A 25,105-nucleotide genomic window follows, 5' to 3' on the forward strand; every position below is an offset into this window, starting at 1 on the left:
AGCCCCGCTGTTCCTATGTTTAAACGAGAAATTTGCCGCTCTATCCTAACAAGTTTTGACACAAATCCCGAAAATCCATCGAAATCTCCAATCAATATCGACGTAGAAACGAATAGATTTATCCAGACACCTATACGTCGACAGATATATCTACTCATCGTTCGCTTTCGCATACTCGCGCTGCTGCCGGCCAGGCGAGCGAACGCGGCACTCGATGTGAACCCGGTGTTCGATGCCATCATCGATCAGCAACAGTGCATCTTCTTCAACGCGCTGGTCGTCAAGCGTCATTGAGGTGGTGTCTGTCGTGCCTTGATTGATTTGGAAATGGTACTGGGTTGCACCGAAGCGGTAGGTCAGCGTAAACCCGGGCCAATCCTGCGGGATCAACGGCTCGATCCTGAGCGTGTTGCCACTGCGTTGCAGGCCGAGCAGTGACTCCACCCCCAAGCGGTACATCCAGCCCGCCGAGCCGGTATACCACGTCCAGCCGCCCCGTCCGGCGTGGGGGGCTTTGGCGTAAACATCGGCGGCCATCACGTAGGGCTCGACTTTGTAGGTCTCGATCCTGGCGTTGTTGAGCGGGTCGGCGGGGTTGATCAGGTTCAGCAATTCCCAGGCTTTTTCGGTATCGCCCAATTGAGCAAATGCCATTGCCGCCCAGATTGCGGCGTGGGTGTATTGTCCGCCGTTCTCTCGCACACCTGGCACATAGCCCTTGATATAACCGGGGTCTTGTTCGCCTTTGTCAAACGGCGGATCAAGCAGTAACACGGCGCGAATTTCCGGTTTTACCAAGTGCTGATCCAGTGCTCGCATGGCCAGGCGCTGACGGTTTGCCGAACCCACACCCGACAGGACTGACCAGCTCTGGGCGATGGAGTCGATGCGGCAATCATCGTTGATCGATGAGCCCAATGGCTGGCCATCATCAAACCATGCACGGCGATACCAGGCGCCGTCCCACGCCGCTTTCTCCAGATGGTCACTGAGCAGCCTGGCATTTTCGTTACAGCGCTGCGCAAAGTCATCATCACCGTAGCGCTGCGCGACGGCGGCGAAACGCTTGAGCACATCGCAAGAAAAGAAGCCCAGCCACACACTTTCGCCTTCGCCGAGATAACCGACTCGGTTCATTCCGTCGTTCCAGTCGCCGCTCCCCATCAACGGCAATCCGTGCCTGCCACGGGGCAAACTGTGCTCGATAGCGCGAACACAATGGCGATAAAGTGGCTCGCGCAAGTCCGACACGCCCGGCAAGTCGTAATAGGACTCCTCGCCACTGTTCAATTGGCGGCCTTCCAGAAATCCGGCAGACTCGTCCAGCACAGACAGGTCACCGGTTATTTCCACATAGCGGTTGGTGGCCGCCACCAGCCACAGGAAATCGTCCGAGCAGGCCGTGCGCACACCGCGATTGAGCGGTGGATGCCACCAGTGCTGAACATCACCGCTCTGGTACTGATGATTGGCGCACAGCAATAAATGCGCGCGCACCGTTGCAGGGTCTGCGTGAATCATGGCCATGCTGTCTTGCAACTGATCGCGAAATCCGATGGCACCACCCGATTGGTAATAGCCACTGCGGGCCAGGAAGCGGCAGGCAATGACCTGGTACATCAGCCAGCCATTGAGCATCACGTTCAGCCCGGCTAACGGTGTCTTCACCTGGATTACCGAAAGCAGCGAGCGCCAGTGCTCTCGAACGTTCTTTAACTGTGTGGCGGCAGCCTGGGCGCCCCGGTAGCTCTGCACCAATTGAGTCGCCGCTTGTGCGTTCTTCTCTGCGCCCATGCGCAGAATCACTTCTGAGCTTTCCCCGGGCGCGAGTGTCACGGCTATTTGAATCGCCGCACAAGGATCCAGGCCTCCGCCGGTGCGCCCGGACAGTCCTGCATGCCGCATGGCGGCGGGGGATTGCAGAGTGCCGCTGCGGCCAATGAACTCGCTGCGATCGCCGGTGATGGTGTGGTCAATGGTGTCGGTGTCAAAGAACGCCACACGCTCACCGAATTCGACCGAGTAAGCGTTCCGGGCGAATAACGCACCGCTGACCGGATCGGATTGTGTCACCACATGCATCGCTGACTTGCTGCGCAAATCCCCCAGTACCCACTCGACGTAACCCGTCACCGTGAGTGTTCGGGTGCGTGTGGACATGTTGCGCACCACCAGCCGTGAGAATTTGATCGGTGCATCAAGTGCGACATACACCCACAACTCTGTTTTGACTCCGTCGCCCTCACGCTCGAAAACGCTGTATCCGAAGCCGTGGCGCGTTTGATAGTGACCCGCGCCAGGGCAGGGCTGGGGAGTGGCTGACCAGAAATGCCCGGTTTCCTCATCGCGCAAATAGATGACTTCGCCGCTGGGATCGGAAACCGGGTCGTTGTGCCAGGGTGTGAGCCGGTATTCATGCGCGTTTTGCGCCCAGGTGTAGGCACTGCCGGACTCGGATATCACAGTGCCCAGTTGTGCGTTCGCGATGACATTGGCCCAAGGGGCCGGAGTGGGCGTGGAGGCTGTCGAGTTGATCACGTATTCGCAGCCATCCTCACTGAAACCGCCATAGGCGTTGTCCAGTATTAGCGCAGGAGGGATTGGCGCAAGCCGCTTTGCCGCTGCAGAGGGTCGGTACTGACGTGTCGCCACGAATGGAGCGTAGACCGGTGCTACGCGTCGGCGGTTGATTTGTTCGCCAATAGACCCCAACCCTTCGCTGATCAGCAACCGAGCGGCAGACAGGAACAGCACGCGATCTTCGTTCGACATCTGTTGGGCGCTACGCACGAAAATCCCGCCCGGACGGTCCATCAGCGTGGCTTCGCTGCCGGAGCTGACAAGTCCCATGATCGCGTCCTGCAGTTGCTGGCGGTAGCCGCTCTGATCTTCGTTCCAGATCAACAGATCCACCACCAGGCCTTTCTGACGCCAGTACGCATGGGCCTGAATCATCTTCTGGACCCACTCGAAATTATCCAGGCTTTTGACGCGCAAGAGCACGATGGGCAGATCTCCGGAAATCGACTGCCCCCACAGTCCCTGCTGGTTGCGTCGATTGCTCATCAATATGGCGCTGTCTGCGCGCAATGCGGCGTTGGCGTAGAGCAGCGAAGCGGCCATCTGCTCAAACAACCGGGCGTCTGCGGGTGAAGCGTTGAGCTGGCGCAACAGAACCTGACTGTGGGTCCATGACAAATCGAAGACCCTGTCGGCCAGGTGCCGATCGCGATATTTGTTGATCAGCGCGATGCAGTCGTCTCGGTTGTCAGCCACGCCCGTTACAAGGTCGATGGTGGCCTGTTGGCCTGGTTGCAGTGTGATACGGCAGCGGATTGCCACGATCGGATCAAGCACCGCGCCTTGACTGCCCGATAGCTGTTCACATCCAGGCGCCAAAGCGGCGGGTGCACTCAGGTCCAGCCCTCGACCGATGAAGCGGGCGCGGTCGGTTTCGTAGGAAATCGAATCGATATGAACCCCGTGCGCCGCCAACAGATGACACATCCACGGCGTGGGCTCAACGCTGGACCGAGGCCGGCGACTGCAAAGGATGGCTTGCAGCGGCAACAGCAACTCGGTTTGTACGAACAACTTGCTGAACGCCGGATGCATGGCATCGGTATCAGGCGCGGCCAGCACCACTTCAGCGTAGGTGGTGATCTCGAATTTCCTGGCAGAAGTGCCACGGTTGGTGATGCGCAGCCGTCGTAGCTCGATGTCGTCCTCTGGCGAAACGACGATTTCCATGTGAGAGTCGTAATCCATTTCCAGCGCGCGATATTCCGCACGAGCGTCGCTGAAAATGGCCTCCTGACTCTCTGTTCGGCGCAAAGTGGGTTGAAACGCCGTCGACCAGAACTCGCCGCTGGCGATGTCCCGCAAATAACAGAACGTGCCCCCATTATCTTGCGTGATGTCCTCGCGCCAACGCGTCACGGCCATGTCGCTACGGCGACTGTAGCCGCCGCCGACACTGCTGAGCATCACATGGTAGTTGCCGTTCGAGAGCAATTGAACGGCGGTGCGCTTATGCCCTGGATGGGCAAAAAAACGCAGTGTGTTGTCCTGGTTGAGACCTTTGTCACCCACGGCTGTCGGTTGTTCGGTTTGCAGATAAGGCTCTGCGGTCTTGGGGACGCGCTCTTGCAACAACAGCAGGGCCGATCGCAATGCCGGGTCGGACTCGAAACGACGTTGCATCGGCTGGTTGAGCAGTACGCTCGTCAAGGCGAGCAGGCTCATGCCTTGATGGTGAGCCATGAACGATTGCACCAAGGCGAACCGCTGGCCTCGCGGCAATCGGGCTTCGGTGTAGTCAACGGCTTCGTAAAGTCCGAAACGTCCCGCCGCCCCCTGACTCGCCAGGCGTTGCAGGTTTTTGCAGGCCGCCTCGGGATTTACCATCAGCGCCAGGGCACTGGCGTAGGGCGCTATCACCACGTCTTCGCTCAAGCCGCGCTTTAGGCCCAGCGCCTGCACGCCAAACGCTCGGTATTGGTAATTGAAGTGGGTATCGAGCATGTAGTAGCCCGACTCCGATACGCCCCAAGGGATGCCCAGGCCTTTGCCTTGTTCGATCTGTAGAGTGACGGCGGCACGACAAGTCTGGTCGAGCAGACTGCCGTCATAGTTGGGCATGACCAGCAACGGCATCAGGTATTCGAACATCGATCCGGACCAGGACATCAGGGTCGGTACGCCGGCATAGACGCCTAACAATCGGCCCAGGGTAAACCAGGCCCGTTGGGGTATTTGGCTCTGAGCAATCACCACGAAATTGGTCAGGCGCACCTCGGAGGCCAGCAGGTCGTAGTAGCCGGTGTCCAGGCGACGTTCTTCAGCGTTGTAGCCGATGAAGAACAAATCGCGGTTGCTGTCAAAGAGCAACGAGAAATCCATCTGCGCGAGGTCGCCGCTCAGCTCGATCAACCGGTCCAGGACGCTGATGGCCTCGCCGGCGTGTTTACGTACCGCCTCAATACAATCATGGTGTTCGGCGGACCAGTCGTCACGGTTGAGCCGGGCCAGTTGCCTTAGCGTTTGGCTGAACGGTTCGTGGTTGCTGAGTGGCGCAGGCAGTTGATAGCGAACAAGTGTCGCAATCCAGTCGTCGCATTGAGCGGTGAACACACGCTGCCAGTAGGCGCTTTCGTCATCGGCGTTTGCCTGCGTGGCGGCGGCGATGGCCCTAGCCGTTTGCAAGTGATCCAGCAAGGCGTGGGGTTCGGTGGTTTGCGCGGCGCGCTCAAGGACCGGGCTTAGCTGATCACACAGCGCTTTCGTACCTTGGGTTTCAGCCAGTGTGTTCAACGTGTCTTGCAGGCCCTTAATGACGCAAAGGCCGAAGAGTGGTTGATCCGGCAGTTGCACCAGGCCCGCCCGCAAAGTGAGTAACAAGCCCGCCAGGTTGCCGCTGTCCACCGTCGAGATGTATTGCGGCCTCAGTGGCTGGCAGGTCTGCGTGTCGTACCAGTTGTAGAAATGCTGCCGGTGACGCTCCAGCGCATTCATGCTGTCCAATGAGGCGGCCAAGCGTTGCAACAGGCGATCGGTACTTAAATAACCGAAGTCGTGGGCCGCCAGGTGGGCGAGCAGCGCCATGCCCATATTGGTGGGGGAGGTGCGGTGTGCAATCGCCGCTTTAGGTTCTTCTTGAATATTGTCCGGCGGTAACCAGTTGTCCTGCGGGCCTACGTACTCATCGAAAAACGCCCAGGTTCGACGGGCCAGCACCCGCAAAAAGTTCAACGACTCGGGCGAAGGGGTGAATGCCGCGTGCTCAGGTTTGGCGCTCAGGCGCCAGGCGATCCATGGGCCGACCAACCAGGCCAGTAGCAGTGGGGCGGCAATGGCCAGCCTGAGCGGTTCAGTCAATAACCCGGCCAGCGCGATCAGCGCAAGCACTGGCCCAAACCACATCTCGCGGTAGAGTCCGGACAGCCGATTCGCCGAACTACGCTCCACCTCGCGGGACGGTTGCCATTGCAACAGCAAACGCCGGCTGAAAAACATCCGCCACAGCGAGCGCGCAATAGCGCCAGCGCTGTAGTACATCTCGAAAGGCAGCCAGGCGATGGTGGCGCAGACTTGTGCGAGGTCTTGTGCCAGCCCATCAAGAAGGGCTCTGAGGTACGCCCGATAAGGCACGTTCAGCGGCGGTTGCAGGACATCGGTAAGGGTTCTGAGCAACGGCTGGATGACGAGCAAACCGACCACCGCCAATGTCCAGGCCAAGGGCTCACTGCTGGCAAACCAGCCCCAGACCAGCATTGACAGCAACGCCAGTGGCTCCAGGCTGCGCCGCAGATTGTCGAGAATCTTCCAGCGCGCCATGACACCCAAGCGATTGCGCGTCCATTCACCTCGTGTATTGCGCGCCCAAGGGAGCAGCCATGGGACTAACTGCCAGTCACCACGGATCCAGCGATGCCTGCGTTTAATGTCGGCGCTGTAACGCGAGGGGTATTGCTCATACAACTGCACATCGCTGAGCAAACCCGAGCGTGCGTAGCAGCCTTCGATCAAGTCGTGGCTGAGTATCTGGTTATCGGGCAGGCAGCCTTCCAGCGCACAGGTAAAGGCATCCACATCATAGATGCCCTTGCCAATGAAAGACCCTTGCTGGAACAGATCCTGATAGATGTCCGACACCGCACGGGTGTAGGGGTCGACACCCCCGTCACAACCAAACAGCCGGGAATACAGGGTGCGTGGTGTGCTCGCCAGGCTGATGCCGACACGCGGCTGCAACAACGCGTAACCGGATACGATTTTTTCCTTGCCAGTGTCGAACAAGGGCCGGCTGAGTGGGTGCATCATGGCGGCCACACATTGGCGAGCAACATCCTGCGGCAGCAATGTGTCGGTATCCAGGGTCAGCACGTAACGCACGGACAGAAGGGGGCGTATGTCGCCGACAATCGTCGTGAAACGCGTCTCGCCCGTGCCACGCAGCAACGCATTGAGGTCATTGAGTTTGCCGCGCTTGCGTTCATGCCCCATCCACACCTGTTGGCCGGGATTCCAGCAACGCGATCGATGAAACAGGAAGAACCGGTCGACCGTGCCTTCAGCATATTTACGATTGAGCTGGTTGATCGCCTGAGCGGCGAGTGCCAGCAATTGTGCGTCGTGAACCTCGACCTCTTCTGGCGCATCGAGAAAATCAGTGAGCAAGGCGAAAAACAGATTGCCGTCACGATTGGCCAGGTACCTGACCTCAAGGCCTTCTACCAACTCCTCGACATCGGCACGCGTGGCGATGAGTGAAGGAATGGCTACCAGCGTGCGAGCTTCCTCAGGAATACCGCCGGCGTAGTCCATCTTCGGCAATATCGTGGGCAACAGGCTGAAGGTCACCAGCCAGTTGATCAGGCTGATGGCCAGGCGACTGGTCATGATCAGGCAGGGCACTGCCAGCGCCAGCAAGGCAACGTCGGGCAGTCCGTCGCGACTTGCAGATGCGAGCAATGGCAAGGCAAAAATCAGCGTGAGAACGCCAACCGGTGTCAGGTAAAACACCAAAGGAGAAAACTGCAGAAGGCGTTTCCAACGCTCATGCAGAGGCACTTTGGCGACAAGCCTTTGCTCAAGAGCACCGATTCCGGCGCCGATCAGGTAATACCCGATGTGGTTGTGCAGCGCACTGTCGAGTGCCGCGGCGTGCTGCTGTCCCGATAGATCCACGACGATCTGAGCCACCTGGATCTCTGAGCGATGGCTACGCCTGGCGAGCCGTTCGATCATGTGTCGATAACTGTCGCGGGTGGCGAAATCCATGAATGGGTAAACGGCGGCGGGGTCGTTCTTCAGGGTCTGTTCGACATGACTCATCGATTCGACGAACTCGCGCCAATTGGTGGCCGTCAGCAGACGCAGGCTTGCGATGCTATTGCTGATAGACACTTGGTCGGCAGACTGTTGCTGCGCGTCGAGGTGCACCTGACGCTCTGTGCTGGAGCCCGTTTCACCCAGTATTTGTTCGATCCAGTTGAGGGGCAGGGCGAGGGCCACACTCTGGCCCTGCAAGCGGCGGGCGAACTCGGCGACGAACGCAGCGCTCAATCGGGGTCCCGAATGGGCCATGTCGGCGACGGTCAGTACGACATTTTTTACATCGCGACCGGAGACCTCGATCAGACGTTCGGCCCAGTCGTCCGCCCTGTTTCGGTCGTCCGAATTTGCCATTACCCGTGACGCCACTCGGCGCAGGTTTTCGATCAATGCAAGGCGCACCATGATCGGGATCGCCCACAGTTCCCCCAGTGCCAGCGGCATGACGGTCTGATAAGCAACGATGAAGCGCCTGAGGCTCAACTCATCGAATCGGCCGTCGCCATGGGAGATCGTTTCCAGCGCAATGTCGTAGACCCTTGGAAGGCCCGCGGAAGGGCCGTTGGTCAGGCGTGGCAACTCTCGGCTATAGCCTTTGGGCAGATGCTTTCTGGCGGTACGAATGTGATCTTCAACGAGGAAGTAGTTGTCCAGTAACCACTCGGCGGCCGGGGTGACAGGCCGACTGGAAGACTGCGCCTGTGTCAGCGCGGTGCAACTGCGGTTGAGCACCACCTCATTGTCGTCCAGCCTGCCCAGTAGAGCGTCGCGGGAAGACACGGCACTGACCTGATGCTGGTTGGCCAGAGCGATGCCGTGACTGGCCATTTGGTCTGCATTGAACAGTTCGGCGCGCAGAATCGGCTCATAGGCGAACTTGAGACTGGGGAACTTGCCGGTTCGACAAAAGGCAGCCAAACGAGGTAACAACAGCCTGATGCGTGTCCCTATGCTGGTCATATTTCTCCTGATCTGAGACATGCGCGCGCACACCCGGATAACCGCGCGCGGTGCTGGGTCAACTGATGAGCAGGTGATTTTCTACACGATAGACACCGGGTACTGCCCAGGCTGTGTGTTCCACCGCTTTACGTTCGAGCCATCTGTTAACAGTGCCTTCGAGCGTTACTTGATTGCCATGAACCGTGACGTGAATCTTGCCGGCATCCAGTTCGGCACTTCGTGCCAAGGCTTCTTCGATAAGTGTTTTGATGTCTTGAATGCTGTCTTTAGGCTTTATCGCTAGGAAATTGTCGATGCCCACAATCCCTTGCAATTGTTGTATGAGCGCTTTCACGGCGTCTTTCTGGTATTGCCACTCCACGTTTCCCTCAATCGTTACCCACCCGTGCTGCACTTTGATGTGAATGGGTTCCTTGGAAATCGCCGTGTCCCAGCGGATCAGATCCAGGCAACGCGAGGCGATCACGCCATCATCGATAGTGTGAGCGCCGGACACCCGCACTTCGAGTTCCTCGGCCACAGCGACGACGCCTTTAACGCTCTGGACGGCGCGCTCAGCGGCGATTTTTTCAGCGTAAGTCCGCACATGCCCGCGGAGCACGACAACGCCGTTTTCGAGGGTGACACCGATAGCCGCAGCATCGATGTGCGGCAAAAATTCCAGCTCGTCCATAATGGTTCTGCGTAACGTCAGGTCATTCATCATCAATCCTTTTGGCGCTTGCCCGAAGCCACAGTGACCTCAAGAAAAACAGCCGTCTGTGCGTCAGCACACAGACGTGCTGCAACGACCTCGCGCACGCTGCCTGATCGTCTGCCAACACCACAAAGGAGCGTCGCGCCTTGAATCCTCACGGCATTGCCCCAGATGCACTGCTACAGGGCGGTCAAGCCCAACGAGCCTGCCGATGATGACTGACGTGGTGTTCCTGCTGGACGTCGACAACACGTTGCTGGACGGCGACAGCGTTGTCGCCGATTTTCACCGGCACTTGAAGGCGCAATTGGGTGACGTCCTTGCACAGCGATACTGGGCGGTCTTCAACGCGTTGCGCAAAGAGCTCGGCTATGTCGATTACCTGGGTGCCTTGCAGCGCTTTCGGCTGGAGATTGGGCAGGGCAGTGCGGATGAACAAAGACTGTTGTTGATGTCATCCTTCCTCATCGACTACCCGTTTGCCGATCGACTCTATCCCCACGCAATGGACGTCATCACGCATTTGGGCCTGTACGGTCTGACCGTAATCCTGTCCGACGGCGATGTGGTTTTACAGCCGCGCAAGTTACAGCGCTCAGGTCTGTGGCAGGCCATGGAGGGCCGTGCATTGGTCTATGTTCACAAGGAAAAGATGCTACAGGCCGTAGAACGCCACTATCCCGCCCGGCATTACGTGATGGTCGACGACAAGCTGGCGATTCTGGCGGCCATGAAGGCCATATGGGGTGAACGGTTGACCAGCGTTTTTGTGCGACAGGGCCATTACGCGATGGATCCGCGAATCATCGCCGCCCACCCGCAAGCCGATTTAACGATTGAGTGCATCGGCGATCTCGCCACGCTTGATCTCTCGCACCTGTGTCCGCCGGCTATGCGCCGATGATCAGGTTTACCGGGTTTTCCATGTCGACCGAGTAATCACCTTGCCGCGCCGCCCGGTTGCAGGCGGCGCGGTGCAGTAACGCACGTTGAGCTTGCGCAACTTTACCGGGGTCGCCGCCCCAGATCTCGAGGGCTGGCTGCTGGATTGCGCGCGCGAAAGAAAACGTCAACGCCCAAGGCAATCGCGACTTGAAGCGTCGGTTCATCGCGTTCAGCCGCGCAGAAGCCAACTCGGGACTCTGCCCGCCAGACAGGAACGCAATGCCCGCCACGGCGGCTGGCACGGCACGTAGCAGGGTCGTCACGGTGGCGTCGGCGACCTCGTCGACACTGTCCTGATGGCGGCAGCTCAGGCCCGGCAGGAGCATGTTCGGCTTCAACACCATGCCTTCAAGCAGCACGCCCTGTACCTGTAGCTGCTCGAAGACCTCGTGCAGCAGTTTTGCGCTGACGTCGGCACAATGTTGTAGCGAGTGATCACCCGTCATCAACACTTCAGGTTCGACCACGGGGACAAGCCCGGCCTCTTGGCAAAGGGCCGCGTAGCGCGCCAGTGCATGGGCGTTGGCCACGATGCACGCCGCACTAGGAAGATCGGCGCCCATTGAGATCACTGCGCGCCATTTAGCAAAGCGCGCACCGATGGCCGCATAGCCTTGCAAACGCTCACGCAAACCGTCCAACCCTTCGGTAATCCTTTCGCCGGGATGCCCCGCCAGTGCTTTCGCACCGGCATCAACCTTAATCCCGACCAGGATGCCGGCGTCAGTCAGCGCCTTCACGAACGGCGTGCCGTCGGTACACTTCTGGTGGATTGTTTCGTCGTAGAGAATGGCGCCGCCGATACTCTCGCACAGCCCCGGCGCCGTGATGAGCAGTTCACGCCAGGCCCGGCGCGACGCTTCAGACGGCGTAATGCCGAGTGCAGCGAAGCGGTCGTTGCAAGTCGGTGAACTTTCGTCCATCGCCAGCAGGCCCTTGCCGTTAGCCAGCATTTGGCGCGCCGTGTCGACAAGTTGCACAGCGTTCATGCGGGCGCCCCCCATTTCCAGTTACGAATCTGCGGCAGATCCTCGCCGTGCTCATTAATGTAGAGTTTGTGTTCGACCAGCTTGTCCCGTGCCATCTGCTTCAGATAAGCCCCCCGGCTGCCGAGATGAGGGAGGCGGTCGACAACGTCCTGTACCAAATGGAACCGGTCCAGGTCGTTCTGAACGCGCATATCGAACGCCGTGGTAATCGTGCCTTCTTCCTTGTAGCCACGTACGTGCAGGTTGCGGTTGTTTCGGCGATAGGTAAGCCGGTGCACCAGGCTGGGGTAGCCGTGGAAGCCAAAGATGATGTGCTTGTCCTTGGTGAACAGTGAGTCGTAGTCCGCATCGCTCAACCCGTGCGGATGTTCGCTGGCGGACTGCAACTTCATCAGATCAACGACGTTGACCACGCGGATTTTCAGTTCGGGCAAAAACTCGCGCAGGATGGACACCGCCGCCAGAATCTCCAGTGTCGGCGTATCGCCGCAGCAAGCCATGACGACATCCGGTTCGCTGTCCTGATCGTTGCTCGCCCACTGCCAGATGCCAACGCCCTGAGCGCAGTGCACGATTGCCTCATCCATGGTCAGCCATTGCGGCAACGCATGCTTGCCGGCGACGACGACATTGACGTAATTGCGGGTGCGCAGGCAGTGATCGAATGTCGATAACAGGCAGTTCGCATCGGGCGGCAGATAGACGCGAACGATGTCGGCTTTCTTGTTGATCACATGATCGAGGAAGCCGGGATCCTGGTGCGTGAAACCATTATGGTCCTGCTGCCAGACGTGCGAGGCGAGCAGATAGTTCAGCGAGGCGATCGGCCGCCGCCACGCCAGCTCTTTGGTGACCTTGAGCCATTTGGCATGCTGGCTGAACATCGAATCGATGATACGGATAAAGGCTTCGTAGCTATTGAAAAGCCCATGCCGACCGGTCAGCAGGTAGCCCTCCAGCCAACCTTCGCACTGATGCTCGCTGAGCATCGAATCGAGCACGCGGCCGGCCGGCGCAAGAAACTCGTCGTTTGAAACGGTCGCCGCATCCCATTGGCGGTTGGTGACCTTGAAGACGGCGCCAAGCAGGTTCGACATGGTCTCGTCCGGGCCAAAGATACGAAAGTTGTCGGGGTTCAGCTGGATGATGTCCTTGAAGAACTCACCGAGTACCAGAGTGTCCTGGGCGAAGACGGCGCCGGGGGAGGGGACACGCACCGCGTGCACACGGAAGTCGGGCATGTGCAGATCGCGTAGCAACAGACCGCCGTTGGCATTTGGATTGGCACCCATGCGCCGCAGGCCTTTGGGCGCCATTTCAGCCAGTTCTTCGATCAATCGGCCGTTGGTATCGAACAGTTCTTCGGCCTTGTAACGCTTCATCCAGCGCTCAAGCTCGGCCACGTGCTCAGGGTGATTGGCATCGACCAGCAACGGCACCTGGTGCGAGCGGAAGGTCCCTTCGACAGGCAGCCCGTCGACAACTTTCGGCCCGGTCCAGCCCTTGGGCGATCTGAGAACAATCATCGGCCAGAGGGGGAGTGTGGGCGTATCGGTCGTTCGGGCGTGCGTTTGCAATTGCTGGATTTGCGCGATGGCTTTGTCAGTGGCACGGGCCATCAACTCGTGCATCGTCATTGGGTCGTCGCCTTCGACAAAGTATGGTTCCCAGCCGGAGCCTCGAAGGAACTGCTCCAGATCGTCATGACCGATGCGCGCAAGTACCGTCGGATTACTGATCTTGTAACCGTTCAAATGCAGGATCGGAAGCACCGCACCGTCGGTGACCGGATCGAGAAACTTGTTGGACTGCCACGCCGTAGCCAAGGGGCCGGTTTCGGCTTCGCCATCGCCGATGACACAGGCGACGATCAGATTAGGGTTATCAAATGCGGCACCGAAGGCGTGGCTGAGCGAATACCCGAGTTCACCCCCCTCATGAATCGAGCCTGGCGTCGTCGGTGCGACATGACTGGAAATACCGCCCGGAAAGGAGAACTGCTTGAACAATTTCTTCAGCCCGGCTTCATCCTCACCCACATCCGGATAGACCTCGCTCCAGGTGCCTTCGAGGTAAACGTTGCCCACGATTGCCGGGCCGCCGTGGCCGGGACCGGCAACGTAGATCATGTCCAGATCGTGGTTCTTGATGACTCGGTTCAAATGGACGTAGATGAAGTTTTGTCCTGGTGTCGTGCCCCAGTGACTGACAACAAGCGGCTTGACGTGCGCCATTGTCAGCGGCTCGCGAAGCAGCGGGTTGTCGTAGAGGTACATCTGGCCGACCGAGAGGTAATTGGCGGCGCGCCAGTAGGCGTTCATCCGCTGCAGTTCTTCTGCACCCAATGTTGGGACATCAGCGGCTGAAAGGCCGGGGAGTTCTACGTTTTCACTCTCTTGCGTCAACGTGATCGCATCATTCATGGTCACTGTTCCTTTGGGAAATTGGCGGAATGAGCAGACGTGGCCGTGCTTGCCTGGCAGATCGCAAGAAAATCCGCAGACTTCTGGCTGGCGCCGCCGACGAGGACACCACCGACTTCCGGCAGCGTGAGGATGGAGTGGGCACTGGCGGGTTTGACCGACCCGCCATACAGAATGCGCAGGTTTTTACCCTCAGCCCCCAGACGCTGGGTCAGGCAGGCCCGGATGTGCGCATGCATTTCAATGATTTGTTCGCACGTTGGTATGTGGCCCGATCCGATCGCCCAGAGAGGCTCGTAGGCGATCACCGCGTTGGACGCCGTCATGCCTTCAGGCACGCTCCCGGCGATCTGATGACCACAGACGGACATGGCGTTCCCTGCCAGCCGCTGTTCACTCGTTTCACCGATGCAGATGATTGCCAGAAGACCTGCGCGCCGCGCCGCTTTTGCCTTCCTCGCCACGATTGCATCGGTCTCCGCGTGATGTTGGCGGCGTTCCGAATGCCCAACGATGACCGCGCTGGCGCCGGCCCCCTTAAGCATCTCTGCGCTGAGGTCGCCGGTAAAAGCCCCCGAAATATCGCCACTGCAATCCTCACCGCCAATGGCGATGCGGCCAGCGGCCGTCAACACCGCTTGCGCAATCAGCGTCGCGGGCAGGCACATCAAAACCTCGACCGGTGGCTGCTTCGCTTGCACCGAAATCGCCACCGCTTCAACTTCACTGAGCTGGGCCACCATGCCATTCATCTTCCAGTTGCCGGCGATCAGCGGCTTCCGGTACTTCTGGAGCGACACAGGATCGACATTGGGCGGATGAACCGCTTGTGCTGGGTCAAGCATCGTCATGAAAACCATCCCGCAAGGCTCATCAATAAGGCTCGACGATGCGCTTGAACAGCGCTTTGTTCTGTGCGCCAGCGCACGCTGCGCTCGACTCCTGTTATTGCCCAAGCTCAACGACAGGAGCGAACTGAAAGGCAAGGGCGATGAAGCGGTAGGTCGCGTCAGCAAGGACTTAGGCAAGCTTCTTGCCTATAACTAAACTAAACAGTCATTTAGTATAGTTATAACTATATAGCATAAAAAGAGTAGGGTAGCTCATCAGATGAGCCAGGGGTAGCCTTCCAAAAATGGACGATATCGCTCAAGGTGAGAAAATCAGCATCTGCCAATAAGGGAAAAAACATCAATGAATCATTTCCCAGGCTGGATGCTGGATGCGCAACATCTACCGCACGTAGCGCAAGTCAATGCAGCGATCGGTATGGAGATCCTGCTAAAGAGCTTTATTTCGATTCCTGACCAGCACCAGGGAACCACTGGTGAAACCTACGACCTTGATAAGGATGCCATCAAGGCGGCTCACAAACGCCTTCAGGACTCGGGGAAAACCGATCGTAACCAACGTCTTGATGGGCATGATTTGCTGACGTTGTTTCATGCCGTTCCTGAACAGATCCGGTGCAGCCTGGCACTGGACAGCCAAGAAGATTGCTTTGAGAAATATCGACGCGTGTTCACCAACAGCCGGTATCCATACGAGTCCACCAGCGCAAAATTTTCTGACCCGATTCTGATGAGGATGCTGCGGTGGACGTTGGCCAACGTGGTTGGATATCACAAAGAGCGCGGATCGCAGGATGCATTCATTGTGAGTTACATCGCCAAGCAGCAAGCTGGACCAGGTGATGCGTAAGAGGCAGTGCCTGCCTTCAAATCTGACCACCAGAGTCCCCCAGACCTCTATAGGACGCTTCGCATAATGTATATTATGTTAAATCAGGTGCTATGTCAGATATGTTCATGAGCAGCTTAAAGCACTGATTCGACAAATACGCTTCTGGCGTCCAATCTCTCAACGGGCCATGTCCTTCGTGTTCATGGCGCGTCGTTGAATGAGGTGGCCGCCAATGAAGCTGATTCAGTGCCGTTACTCATCTGGTCAGCGTGTACCGTTGCTCGTGCAGACCGGAGATTACGTGGCGCACATGCCCAAGCCGGATCGAGAAACGGCGTTGCGTAACTTGGCAATTGCCTTCGAGCACTACAACGAGCAGCATCCACACAGCGCCTTGAACTATCGCTCTCCGAGGGAGTTCAGGCGCTTAGCGGCAGCATCAATTTAACGGGGAGTTGGTGTCCGGTTTGGTAGGGGCAAGTCCAGAAGTATTCAAGTGATCCTTCACTCCTATCTCCTGCCCTTTCTGTCTCAGTCGAAATGCTTTGCTGTCGTGCACCCAGTGAACGCGGCAGCAACGCTAGCAAAGACATGACCAAAAAAATGTAGGACGAGTTTGAGAGTTAAGTAGGAGTAGGCCCACTTCCATCATTGCCGGACCATCCATTTAGAGAATCCGACTAGCCCTGCTTCACGGTGGATTTCAACCTAAAGAATCGCGCCAAAACCCGATCGCACCTCCCAATGCAATCATTTGCACATGACGCTTGCTCAAGTTTTGGTGATATCCCGCTTCGTGTGAGGCTAACCACGCTGTCTTATCACTGTGTTCCGAGTGATCGACCGACTGCCGTCCTTTTGGATTTATTGACATGGATGGATCTCCATTACTTATAAAGTCATTACGGTGCGCTTCAGGGATGCCCGACTCAGCGTCAAAGCGCATGAAAAAGGGCTCAGGATTGGGCTGCTTTCCCTTTCTGATGAAAGTTGAGAGCTGCCAGAGAGGACCTTGCAATGGAGGTGCCGGGAACGCTGAGGGCGCGCAGAAAAACGCAATTTATATAAAAGCAATCAATTTTAAGTAACCTTTTTTATTAATGGCGACACAAATATTTAAAACATGCTGAATCGTTTCACCTATACGCAATAACAGCGTTCACTGCACAACACTGGAGCGATTCAAAAAAGTGCACAGATTGATTTTTTGATTGTTCTTGAACCAATACGGGGAAATTTAACGAATCGATGTTTTTAGCATGCCGTTTTGCTTGAGTCAGACCTTGAAAGACGAGACGCACCAACTTATGGCCATGCTTTGCACCAAGTCGGATCCTTACGCACTAGTTTGAGGGGGTTCTTCTGGGCCATCCCATGACAGCCGAGCAGTTGACCCAACGGCAAGTGGAGGCTGCTTAGCGGTTGGTCGATGATGCCCCAGAGCTGCCCGAGGTCATGATGAACACTCGATGACAATCCCCCGCAACCTAACCCTTCATAGCCGGATCACAGGGGTGATGATCCATCGCAAAATCTCCATAGGCGAGCATTGCGCTCTCCCAATTCACATCCAAATGGGACGCCATCACCTGAAGGTCACGCCAGTGCCGTTGCACCGGGCTCGCTTGAAAAATCACCGCCGTCCCCATTTGCTGCACCAACCGTTGAATGGCCTGCACACACAACCGAACCAGGTAGGCGCGATCTCGCTTGAGGGTGAGCAGTTCTTGCACCGACAGTGATCGGCCTGCCATGCCAGCGCTGTGCAGTAAAAAACATATCGCGTGGTAGAGGTGCCTGGCACAACTCAACTGCGCCGCACTTTCCGCGACCCGCTCCAGCAGCGTCGGACGGGCCTTTGCGGCGGCGCCATCCTTCGAGCCCTCACGATTTCGCAGCGCTGCAACGCACTCATCAAAGGCGCCCTCCGCACAACCAAGCACTGGGCCGATGTGCAGGCTGCCTAGGTACGGAATGAACTCCACATCAAACAGGTAGCCATCAGGGTTGCGCCTGGCACCTGCCGGTGCTGCCCCGAAGCACTCGGATTGCGGAGTCACCCAAGCGTCTGCCACAAAGACATCGTCCAACCGCAGGTCTTTTGATCCAGTGCCGCACATTCCGGTGACGTGCCAGACATCCTCGATCTGAACCTCGCCAATCCTGAGTGTGAACAACAGCACTGGGTTGAGCGATGTATCTCGGAGGGACTTGGCAGACACGATCACCCAGTCGGCGTGATCGACCCCCGAGCTGAAACGCCAAGTGCCGCTGATGCGAAACCCACCTTCGACCTTCAGGATCGAGACATCTTTGGACACGGAAGCCGTCGCAATAACTTGACCAAGCCCGTCAGCAAACACCTGTGCCTGGCAATCGGAAGAAAGCCGGCCGACAATCGCCGCATGGCTACCCACCAAGCCGATCATCCAGGCGGTCGACGGGCAAACCCGTGCGGCAATTCTGGAAGTTTCGACAAGGGTCGGCCAGTCGCACTGCCACCCGCCATAACGTTCAGGCACGATCAACTGCATCAGCCCCTCGGCCAGCAATTCGCTCATGGTCTGCTGCGAAATACAGCGTGCCTGTTCGGTTTCAGCGGCACGGCTCTTCCAATTATCCAAAAGCGTTCGTGCGCGAGCGCAGGCTTCATGATGTTCCAATGACAGATGCGCCATCCAGTCCATGGACTTCTTTACCTCAATAATTGGTGTCAGGGACGGGAGAGTTTTTTGACCACTGGAAACTCGAAACAGAACCCGTCGGGGATAAAGGGTTCGCCTAGCAGCTCGATAAACCTGCTAATGCTTTTTTCGTCATTGGACGCCACAAACTCATAGAAATTGGTGCCGTTCCAGATGACATAAATATGAGAAAAATAGCGGGACGCGGCTTCGACGAAATCAGAGAAAAGGATCTGACCGTTTTCCATCTGCACTAACATGGCCTCCCTTTTCCAGGCTATCTGCGCCTCGGAAAAATAATGAGACTTGTGCTGTTCGTCCTTTACCCGCTCCCGTCGCTCATACTCTTGGATGTCGCTCTGATTGCATTTTTCCAGAAAGAAAGCGAGGCCATCCTCTCGCAAAAAGCGGGAAACGAACTTCAGATGCTCATCCCTGTTTCTGCCATAGAATTGAAAGGCCGCCATCTCATAGAGGTAGTCGACTCCGCAAAACGGCAAGTCGACGCCTAAGGCGTCCGCCACAATATCCTCTGTGATCTGAAGAAATGACCCCGAATAAAACGCAGAGCTTTCCTGGTCGGCGTGGGCGTCGAAATGTTGCTGGTTGGCCTTGTTCGGAGAATTTGTCAGGGTTCTGATGGCCCCTTTGGAATACTTCGCCAAGGTCCTTGCACTGCTCCCGTCGAACGCATCGATTTCCCACAAGGTAAAGTTGCGCTCGTCTTTTTTTCTTCGCTCACGTGTATATCGGTCAAGCGCCACGCCGATGCGCGAAAGCTCTTCCACGACCCCAGGCACGCTGGCCAGGAAGTGCGAGAAAAGCGGACCCGCCTGTGTCACCAGCACATCATGGTAGGCCCCGACATCATCGTCCTGGATACACTCGCGTATTCGCGTGGTCACAGGTTGTCTGGGCACCTGGACTTTCCCGTTTGCCAGATCGTCAAAATAGTCGGCAAGTTTGTTCATGGCAGAATCGACGAACGCAGGGTTTGAATCAGTGGTCATTTCCGTAATTCCATTTACGCGTTGAGTGTTTATCAAATTGCCACAGCGCCGGCGGCCAGGAGATGCGCCGTGGTTTTACCGTTGAGGTTGCGAGGCAACGCCTCATGAAAACTGACAATGGCGGGCACCATGTACCAGTCCAACTGTGTGGCGCAGTACTGGATGAGCGCATCAGCCGACAACTCATGGCCTTCTTTGACTACCACGCAGGCCTTCGGTACCTGACCGGCCACTTCATCAGGAAAGGCAATCACCACCGCTTCGCTCACGGCTTCATGGGTGACGATAACGTGCTCGATTTCCCGGGGGTTCACCTGAAACGTCCGCCGCGTAAACACGTTGTCTTTTCTACCGACGAAATAGAGATACTGTTCACTGTCGCGCTTGAACAGGTCACCGGTGAAGTAAACCCGCGCTTCGCCGAACAGATCGTTCTTGATGACCTGGCGGGTCAGCTCTGGCTTGTTCCAGTAACCGAGCATCACCAGATCACCCGCAACCACAAGCTCTCCCACACAATCAGGCCGAGTAATCAGATGGCCGGCCTCGTCCACCAGGAACACCCTGATCCCAGGAATCGCCTTACCCACCGAGCCGGGGCGTTGATCAAGTTGCTCGGGAGGCAGATACGCGACTCGCTTGCACTCCGTCAGGCCATACATGGAGTAAACGGCAACCCCCGGAAGGAGCGTTCGAAGTTGCTGTATATGCTTGGGCGGCAGCGCTTGCCCGCTGCTGGCAATGTACTTCAGGGATTGGATTTTTTCCGGTTGAAACGTATCGGGATCGGCCTGCAAGAGGTAGTGAATGGCGGGCGGCAGTATATGCATTCCGGTTATGCCATGGCGCTGAATCAAATCGAGCATGTGCTCCGGCCGCTCAGGCCATGCGTGCTCGCAAACCGAATGACCACCGCCGAGCAAAGGCATCATGATGTTGTAGAAGCCATAATCAAAATGCAGGGGCGAGAAGTTCAGAATGACCGCATCCCCGAAGTCCCCCAGATAACTGGAAACCGCCGAGTAGGCCGCCATCATATTGCTGTTGCTGACCGCCACGCCTTTGGAGTCTCTCGTCGAACCGCTGGTGTGAAAGATGACGCGGACTTCACTGCCCTCAAGCCCCCCATCACAAACAGGGAACGCTTCATTCAACCCGGGAAATTGGCGGGTGCGCCACTCGTCCATGTGCAAGACGAACTGTAAATGCACCTTCCCGGTCAACTCATCGAGGCTTGCATCGGCCGATACGATCAAGGTCTTTGCCTTGATATCGTTGAGTTGATGGATCAGTTTTTCGGCGGCAATGCCGTAATGCATCAGCACCAGGACGAATCCGGCTTTCATGACACCCAGCGCACAGGCAATGGTTTCGATGGAAGTGGGTGCATGAAGTGCGACCCGATCACTCCTCGTCATTCCCGTGCCCGCTAACTGTCGGGCAACCACGCTGGCGAGTTCGTCCAGGGCTGCGTAGGTGATCTCTCGACCACCGATGGTGAGTGCGATTTTGTCCGGCGTTCGCTCTGCGTGGTCTTTTACAGAGTCATGGAACTGTTTCATCCGGCCACCCCACTGCCATCTGCCAAGGTTGACGACGAAGCGCCTTCTTCCCTATTCGCCTGTACGGCTTCGCTGTCCTTAGGGACGAGCAACACAATGGCCCCCACCACCACTTCGAAAATCCCGGCGCCGACAATCACCAGACCGGTTTCAAAATGAGCATACAGCGCAGCACCGCAAGCACCGGCAATCAGAATCGACGCGCCCAGCGCGGCAAAGCGCAGCCTGGCCAGCCCGGCGATTTCGCTTTGCCTGAACCGGGTTTGAATGAGCAGAATGAATGAGATATCGATCAGTGGCCCACCGAGTGCCGCCAGGCTGGCGCCAACCATCATCCCCGTCAGGACTTGCGCCGATGGCAGGTACAACACGGCCGCACCGATGATCGCGATGCCGAGGCCGTTGACCACGGAGCCGAAGGTAAAGCCATGATACAGGCGGCGGATCTGCAGATTGCCCACGACAAAAATGGAGATCAGGTTCCCTGCCCCGTAAGCCCCCATGATCAGGCCGTAGGCCGCAAAGCCCTGTACACCGAATCCTTGGATATCGTATTTGACCACCGCCAACGCCATGCCGATCGAGATACCCACGCTCCAGGCAATATTGCCCAGTCCCGCACACACATACACGGCCTGCATCTGCCTGCGTCCCACCAGGCTTCGCCAGCCGGCGGTAAAACCGGCACGCCGGCTTGTGGCCTTGACGGGCTGGCGCGGCAATGCTTTACCCAGCTTCATGACCGCCCACGCGGAGATCAGGAAGGTGATGCTGTTCAGGGTAAAAAGCTGTTCGATCGGTATCAGCAGGGTAATCGCCGCTGCCAGCATCGGACCGATCACCCTGGCGACCCGGATGATGGCATCGAACAGCGCGTTGACCGATTGCAGCTCCTGCGGCGCCGCGACAATGCGCGGCAGACTGGCGCGCAGCGCTGGCTCGAACAGCGAGTTGACGATCATCATGAGCATGAGCGGCACCGCCAGCATCCACAGATTCATGATGCCCAGTCCCCACGCCAGCACCGGAATCAAGGCCAGCCCGGCCCGCGCCAGGTCGGCGCCGATCATCGTGCGGCGGTGATCCCAGCGCTCTGCCCATATCCCCCCCAGCAATGCACCCGCCAATGCAGCAGCACCGCGTAAAGCACTGAGCCAGCTCGCATCGGTTCCGGCGATCTGCACCGCCATCCAGGCGATGGCAATCGCGAAGAGTTCGTCACCGATCGAAGAGAGCGCCAACCCTCCCCACAGCAAGGCTACGGGCCGCTGAAGCAACGGCCTGAACAATTTCATATCATCAACTCCGCACAGTCACTCGACAGGCCTGAAAAGCCCCTGTCGTCTCAGTAGTCGTTGGTTGGAAACGACTGGCCCACCGAACAGCCAGTCCGCGGCGCAACTCAGTACGAAGAGGCACTCTGATGGTTTATGGAGTGGCGCTCGGTGCCTGCGAGGGGAGGATTGAAAACGCTGACCAGAATAAGGTCCGTGAACTTGCCGCCACGAAGGTAGTGACGATCATGTTTGTCCAGTACGTACATATCGCCCGGACGGATGGCATGGATAGTGCCGTCCATGTCTTCGATTTCGCCTTCACCCCCGATGCAATAGCAAGCCTCCAGATGATTACGATAATGAAGCAGCGATTCCGTACCGGCTCGAACTACCGTGTGGCAAATGGTGAAGCCGACTCCATCTTGCTCTGTCAGCAGGCGGTGGCTGGTGCCTGAGCCCCACTCGACGAAAAAATCGGTTTTTTCAACATCGCGGATACTACGAACAAACATATTCAATTCCTTGTGAATAGTTGATTTGCCACTTCAAACGTTCGACGCAAGCACAGCGACTACGTCGGTAAGTTGCACAGGTCACGTAGAGGCAGGCGTGCACACGGCAAAATGTTCAGCAGATCGCTTGAGTCGCCCTTTTCGGGGTAGCGCTGTCTTTCGCAAATCAAATGAACATCTGCCCGCCGGATCAGGGGCCAATCACAACCAGGTAACAGGATGCTTTCCTGCAGCACATGCAGGACGTTTTGTCGAAGGACGTGCCTGTGGCACGCATGCCATTACGGCAGACCAGTCATTCCCTGACCCGGTTGTTGCTCCCTGAAGAGCCTGGATCCTACGTTTAAAAATTTATGAGGTCAACGGGCTTTTTCCGACTTTTTTAAACGCAGGCGACGGCACAGTTTCGCGTCGATAGCGGTTGTTGGCTAGGGCACAAACCCGGGCAACTGTCCCACTCGCTCGGCCAGGTATTGCATCAGTAATCGCGTGCGCAGGGGGCGGTAGCGGCGCTCGGGATAAATCAGAAAAGCGTCGTTTGGCGGGCCGCTCCACTCGTCCAGGACACGCACCAACCGCCCGGTTTCAAGCAGGTCGCTGACCAACCAGGCCGGGGTGATGCAGAGCCCGGCTCCCTGCAGAAGACCGTCGCGAATGGCCAATGAGCTGTTGGTTCTATATCGCCCTCGAGTCGTGACGCTGACCTGCTCACCCAAGGGGCCACTGAGCTCCAGTTGATCGCCTGCACTCAACCACGCAAACCGTAGGAAATTGTGATCACTCAGGTCTGCCGGGCTGTTCAAGGGGCAATGCTGACGCAGGTATTCAGGGGTGGCCACCAGATACCGCGGTGAGGTCGCTATGCGTCGGGCGACGGCGTTCGGGGGGCAAGCTGCCCCTCAGGCGCAGGGCCAGGTCGACATTCTCGTCCGTGAGGTCGACGAAACGATCGTTGAGCATCAGCTCCATTTCAATGGCCGGGTACTGCTCCATGAACGACAACAGCAACCCATTCAAACGCAACACGCCCAGGCTGACCGGAACGTTGATCCGTAGAACCCCCTCGGCACGTTCGGTCAGGCCGCGCACCTCTGCAACGGCCTCGCTGTATTCCTCCAGCACGCCTTTGGCGCGCTCGTAGAAACGCTTTCCCGGCTCGGTAGGTATCAGCCCGGTCGTGCCACGAATCAGCAAGCGGGCGCCCAATTGCTTTTCCAAGGCGGCAATCAGCTTGCTCACTGTGGGCTGAGTACTGCCCGACTCCCGCGCGGCAGACGACAGGCTTCCCAGCTCGACGGCGCGGACGAAACAGTGCATCGCTTTGAGATTGTCCATGGGTATTCGATTCAGGAATGGGCCGTATGGGACTTCCTCTTCTATCACACCCATTTTGAATAGAGCAATCTGCCCTTCCTACAGGCCATGTAGGAGCTGGCCTGCCAGCGAAGGCGATCCCGAAGCGAGTGCAATAGCCGACGGCCCCTTCGCCAGCAAGCCGGTTTCTACAGACCCTTTACCGTCCAAGGATATACCTGAATGAAGACCTTTCGCTGGAGAATATCGTTGTCTATGGCATTGACTGCCCTGCTGGCCGCCAGCCCTGTCTTGGCGGCGGAAAACTGGGTCACCTCATGGATGGCCAGCCCTCAACCCACCTGGGGCAATGAGTTCCCGCTGCCCACGCGGATTCCTCAAGCACTGACCGATAGTACGGTCCACCAGACCGCGCGCCTCAGCAGCGGCGGTAGCCGTATACGCGTGGTGATCTCTAATGAATATGGCCGGGAACCGCTGGTCATCGGTGCCGCCCGCGTCACCTTCGTGGAGGGAGATCACATCCGCGCGGGCTCCGGGCACCGCCTGACGTTCAGCGCCCAGGAGCAGGTCAGTATCGCTGCGGGCGAAACACAGATCAGTGATCCGATAGACCTTGCAGTGCCCGCACTCAGTGAGCTTGCAATCTCTCTTTATCTGCCGCAGTACACGCCGTTGACGACCTTTCACTGGGATGGCAAACAAACGGCCTTCATCACCCCCGGAAATCAGGTCGACGCCCTGCGGCTGGAAGGTCGCGAGCACGTAGAGGCGCGACTGTTTCTCAGTGACATCCTGGTGGATGCGCCACTCGACCCACGTGTACTCGTTGTTCTCGGCGACTCCATTACCGATGGTAATGGTTCGACCCTAGACAGCAATCGACGCTGGCCGGACTTCCTCGCCCAGCGCTTGAACCCACAGAAGTTCGCGGTACTCAACGCCGGCATCTCCGGGGCTCGCCTGCTCGAGGATGGCATGGGGGTCAGCGTGCTGGCGCGTTTGGAGCGCGATCTTGAAAAACGCCGCTGTCAAGAAACTGCGTTTTCGCCGCTGGCGCCTCGAAAGCTTGAATTCTTGATGCTCAAAACCTCGCAGGCCCGAGGCGCCTTTTCAACCTGCCGCAGTTGCTCATTCTCTTCTTGAAGCGACGCTACCAACGGCACGGTTTCTTGCTTACGCAGATCGACTACAGCGGCAGCCTATGGCG

14 protein-coding genes and 2 pseudogenes are annotated in these 25,105 nt (G+C 57.6%); 5 read left to right on the forward strand and 11 right to left on the reverse strand.

Translation table 11 applies throughout. The annotated features are described in order from the left end of the window. Window positions 1-150 precede the first annotated feature (150 nt). Both ACIOWA_RS00670 and ACIOWA_RS00675 read right to left on the reverse strand, forming a co-directional pair. Window positions 151-8,796, reverse strand: coding sequence for a GH36-type glycosyl hydrolase domain-containing protein (locus ACIOWA_RS00670; protein ID WP_401157674.1), 8,646 nt, complete (start codon window positions 8,794-8,796; stop codon window positions 151-153). Between the two features lie 58 nt (window positions 8,797-8,854). Continuing rightward, on the reverse strand, window positions 8,855-9,502 hold the full coding sequence (locus tag ACIOWA_RS00675; protein ID WP_401157676.1) for a BON domain-containing protein: 648 nt from the start codon (window positions 9,500-9,502) through the stop codon (window positions 8,855-8,857). 205 nt (window positions 9,503-9,707) lie between these two features. Between ACIOWA_RS00675 and ACIOWA_RS00680 the strand changes: the two genes are divergently transcribed. Next, complete coding sequence (locus tag ACIOWA_RS00680; protein ID WP_339494321.1) at window positions 9,708-10,400, forward strand: HAD family hydrolase; 693 nt, start codon at window positions 9,708-9,710, stop codon at window positions 10,398-10,400. On the opposite strand, the gene ACIOWA_RS00685 is transcribed toward ACIOWA_RS00680, so the two are convergent. Genes ACIOWA_RS00685 through tpiA form a run of 3 tightly spaced genes read right to left on the reverse strand, consistent with a single transcriptional unit; the run spans window position 10,387 to window position 14,704 of the window. Next, a complete protein-coding gene (locus ACIOWA_RS00685) occupies window positions 10,387-11,430 on the reverse strand; it encodes a class I fructose-bisphosphate aldolase (protein ID WP_401157678.1) in 1,044 nt (347 codons plus the stop codon). The two genes, ACIOWA_RS00680 and ACIOWA_RS00685, sit on opposite strands and share 14 nt — an antisense overlap. Next, a complete protein-coding gene (locus tag ACIOWA_RS00690; RefSeq protein ID WP_339465026.1) occupies window positions 11,427-13,853 on the reverse strand; it encodes a phosphoketolase family protein in 2,427 nt (808 codons plus the stop codon). Before ACIOWA_RS00690 ends, ACIOWA_RS00685 begins: the two co-directional genes overlap by 4 nt. A 2-nt stretch (window positions 13,854-13,855) precedes the next feature. After that, entirely contained in the window at window positions 13,856-14,704 is an 849-nt protein-coding gene (tpiA, locus tag ACIOWA_RS00695; protein WP_401157680.1) for a triose-phosphate isomerase, read from the reverse strand. Here tpiA and ACIOWA_RS00700 point away from each other — a divergent pair. From ACIOWA_RS00700 to ACIOWA_RS00710, 3 genes and pseudogenes are all read left to right on the forward strand, one after another. Next, window positions 14,703-14,900, forward strand: coding sequence for a hypothetical protein (locus tag ACIOWA_RS00700; RefSeq protein ID WP_401157682.1), 198 nt, complete (start codon window positions 14,703-14,705; stop codon window positions 14,898-14,900). The genes tpiA and ACIOWA_RS00700 overlap by 2 nt on opposite strands. Window positions 14,901-15,047: 147 nt before the next feature. Beyond that, window positions 15,048-15,554, forward strand: coding sequence for a hypothetical protein (locus ACIOWA_RS00705; RefSeq protein WP_401157684.1), 507 nt, complete (start codon window positions 15,048-15,050; stop codon window positions 15,552-15,554). Between the two features lie 277 nt (window positions 15,555-15,831). Next, window positions 15,832-15,984, forward strand: a pseudogene (locus tag ACIOWA_RS00710) (integrase core domain-containing protein); the annotation flags it as partial. A gap of 1,039 nt (window positions 15,985-17,023) precedes the next feature. Here the strand turns inward: ACIOWA_RS00710 and ACIOWA_RS00715 are convergent. The 6 genes and pseudogenes from ACIOWA_RS00715 to ACIOWA_RS00740 form a co-directional block, all read right to left on the reverse strand. Next, window positions 17,024-18,223 carry an acyl-CoA dehydrogenase family protein gene (locus ACIOWA_RS00715; RefSeq protein ID WP_339508163.1) on the reverse strand — a complete coding sequence of 400 codons (1,200 nt, stop codon included), beginning with the start codon at window positions 18,221-18,223 and terminating at the stop codon, window positions 17,024-17,026. A 26-nt stretch (window positions 18,224-18,249) separates the two neighbouring features. Beyond that, window positions 18,250-19,230 carry a class I SAM-dependent methyltransferase gene (locus tag ACIOWA_RS00720; protein WP_401157686.1) on the reverse strand — a complete coding sequence of 327 codons (981 nt, stop codon included), beginning with the start codon at window positions 19,228-19,230 and terminating at the stop codon, window positions 18,250-18,252. Window positions 19,231-19,262: 32 nt separating this feature from the next. After that, window positions 19,263-20,792 carry a class I adenylate-forming enzyme family protein gene (locus ACIOWA_RS00725; RefSeq protein WP_401157688.1) on the reverse strand — a complete coding sequence of 510 codons (1,530 nt, stop codon included), beginning with the start codon at window positions 20,790-20,792 and terminating at the stop codon, window positions 19,263-19,265. After that, window positions 20,789-22,087, reverse strand: coding sequence for an MFS transporter (locus ACIOWA_RS00730; RefSeq protein WP_339508169.1), 1,299 nt, complete (start codon window positions 22,085-22,087; stop codon window positions 20,789-20,791). The genes ACIOWA_RS00725 and ACIOWA_RS00730 overlap by 4 nt, the downstream gene beginning before the upstream one ends. A gap of 107 nt (window positions 22,088-22,194) precedes the next feature. Continuing rightward, window positions 22,195-22,581, reverse strand: a complete 387-nt coding sequence (locus ACIOWA_RS00735) for an ectoine synthase (protein WP_339508171.1) — start codon at window positions 22,579-22,581, stop codon at window positions 22,195-22,197. Window positions 22,582-23,009: 428 nt separating this feature from the next. Next, window positions 23,010-23,916: pseudogene (locus tag ACIOWA_RS00740) on the reverse strand (LysR family transcriptional regulator). A 201-nt stretch (window positions 23,917-24,117) separates the two neighbouring features. Here ACIOWA_RS00740 and ACIOWA_RS00745 point away from each other — a divergent pair. Continuing rightward, complete coding sequence (locus tag ACIOWA_RS00745) at window positions 24,118-25,041, forward strand: SGNH/GDSL hydrolase family protein (protein WP_401157691.1); 924 nt, start codon at window positions 24,118-24,120, stop codon at window positions 25,039-25,041. The last annotated feature ends 64 nt before the right edge of the window (window positions 25,042-25,105 follow it).

Source organism: Pseudomonas sp. NPDC087614 (assembly GCF_044743485.1).
In the GTDB taxonomy this organism is placed as follows: domain Bacteria; phylum Pseudomonadota; class Gammaproteobacteria; order Pseudomonadales; family Pseudomonadaceae; genus Aquipseudomonas; species Aquipseudomonas baetica_A.

Bases quoted from the DNA above. Each gene is read 5' to 3' on its own strand.
- ACIOWA_RS00670 (WP_401157674.1), bottom strand. From the start codon at position 8,796: ATGACCAGCATAGGGACACGCATCAGGCTGTTGTTACCTCGTTTGGCT.
- ACIOWA_RS00675 (WP_401157676.1), bottom strand. From the start codon at position 9,502: ATGAATGACCTGACGTTACGCAGAACCATTATGGACGAGCTGGAATTT.
- ACIOWA_RS00680 (WP_339494321.1), top strand. From the start codon at position 9,708: ATGATGACTGACGTGGTGTTCCTGCTGGACGTCGACAACACGTTGCTG.
- ACIOWA_RS00685 (WP_401157678.1), bottom strand. From the start codon at position 11,430: ATGAACGCTGTGCAACTTGTCGACACGGCGCGCCAAATGCTGGCTAAC.
- ACIOWA_RS00690 (WP_339465026.1), bottom strand. From the start codon at position 13,853: ATGAATGATGCGATCACGTTGACGCAAGAGAGTGAAAACGTAGAACTC.
- ACIOWA_RS00700 (WP_401157682.1), top strand. From the start codon at position 14,703: ATGAAAACCATCCCGCAAGGCTCATCAATAAGGCTCGACGATGCGCTT.
- tpiA (WP_401157680.1), bottom strand. From the start codon at position 14,704: ATGACGATGCTTGACCCAGCACAAGCGGTTCATCCGCCCAATGTCGAT.
- ACIOWA_RS00705 (WP_401157684.1), top strand. From the start codon at position 15,048: ATGAATCATTTCCCAGGCTGGATGCTGGATGCGCAACATCTACCGCAC.
- ACIOWA_RS00715 (WP_339508163.1), bottom strand. From the start codon at position 18,223: ATGGACTGGATGGCGCATCTGTCATTGGAACATCATGAAGCCTGCGCT.
- ACIOWA_RS00720 (WP_401157686.1), bottom strand. From the start codon at position 19,230: ATGACCACTGATTCAAACCCTGCGTTCGTCGATTCTGCCATGAACAAA.
- ACIOWA_RS00725 (WP_401157688.1), bottom strand. From the start codon at position 20,792: ATGAAACAGTTCCATGACTCTGTAAAAGACCACGCAGAGCGAACGCCG.
- ACIOWA_RS00730 (WP_339508169.1), bottom strand. From the start codon at position 22,087: ATGAAATTGTTCAGGCCGTTGCTTCAGCGGCCCGTAGCCTTGCTGTGG.
- ACIOWA_RS00735 (WP_339508171.1), bottom strand. From the start codon at position 22,581: ATGTTTGTTCGTAGTATCCGCGATGTTGAAAAAACCGATTTTTTCGTC.
- ACIOWA_RS00745 (WP_401157691.1), top strand. From the start codon at position 24,118: ATGAAGACCTTTCGCTGGAGAATATCGTTGTCTATGGCATTGACTGCC.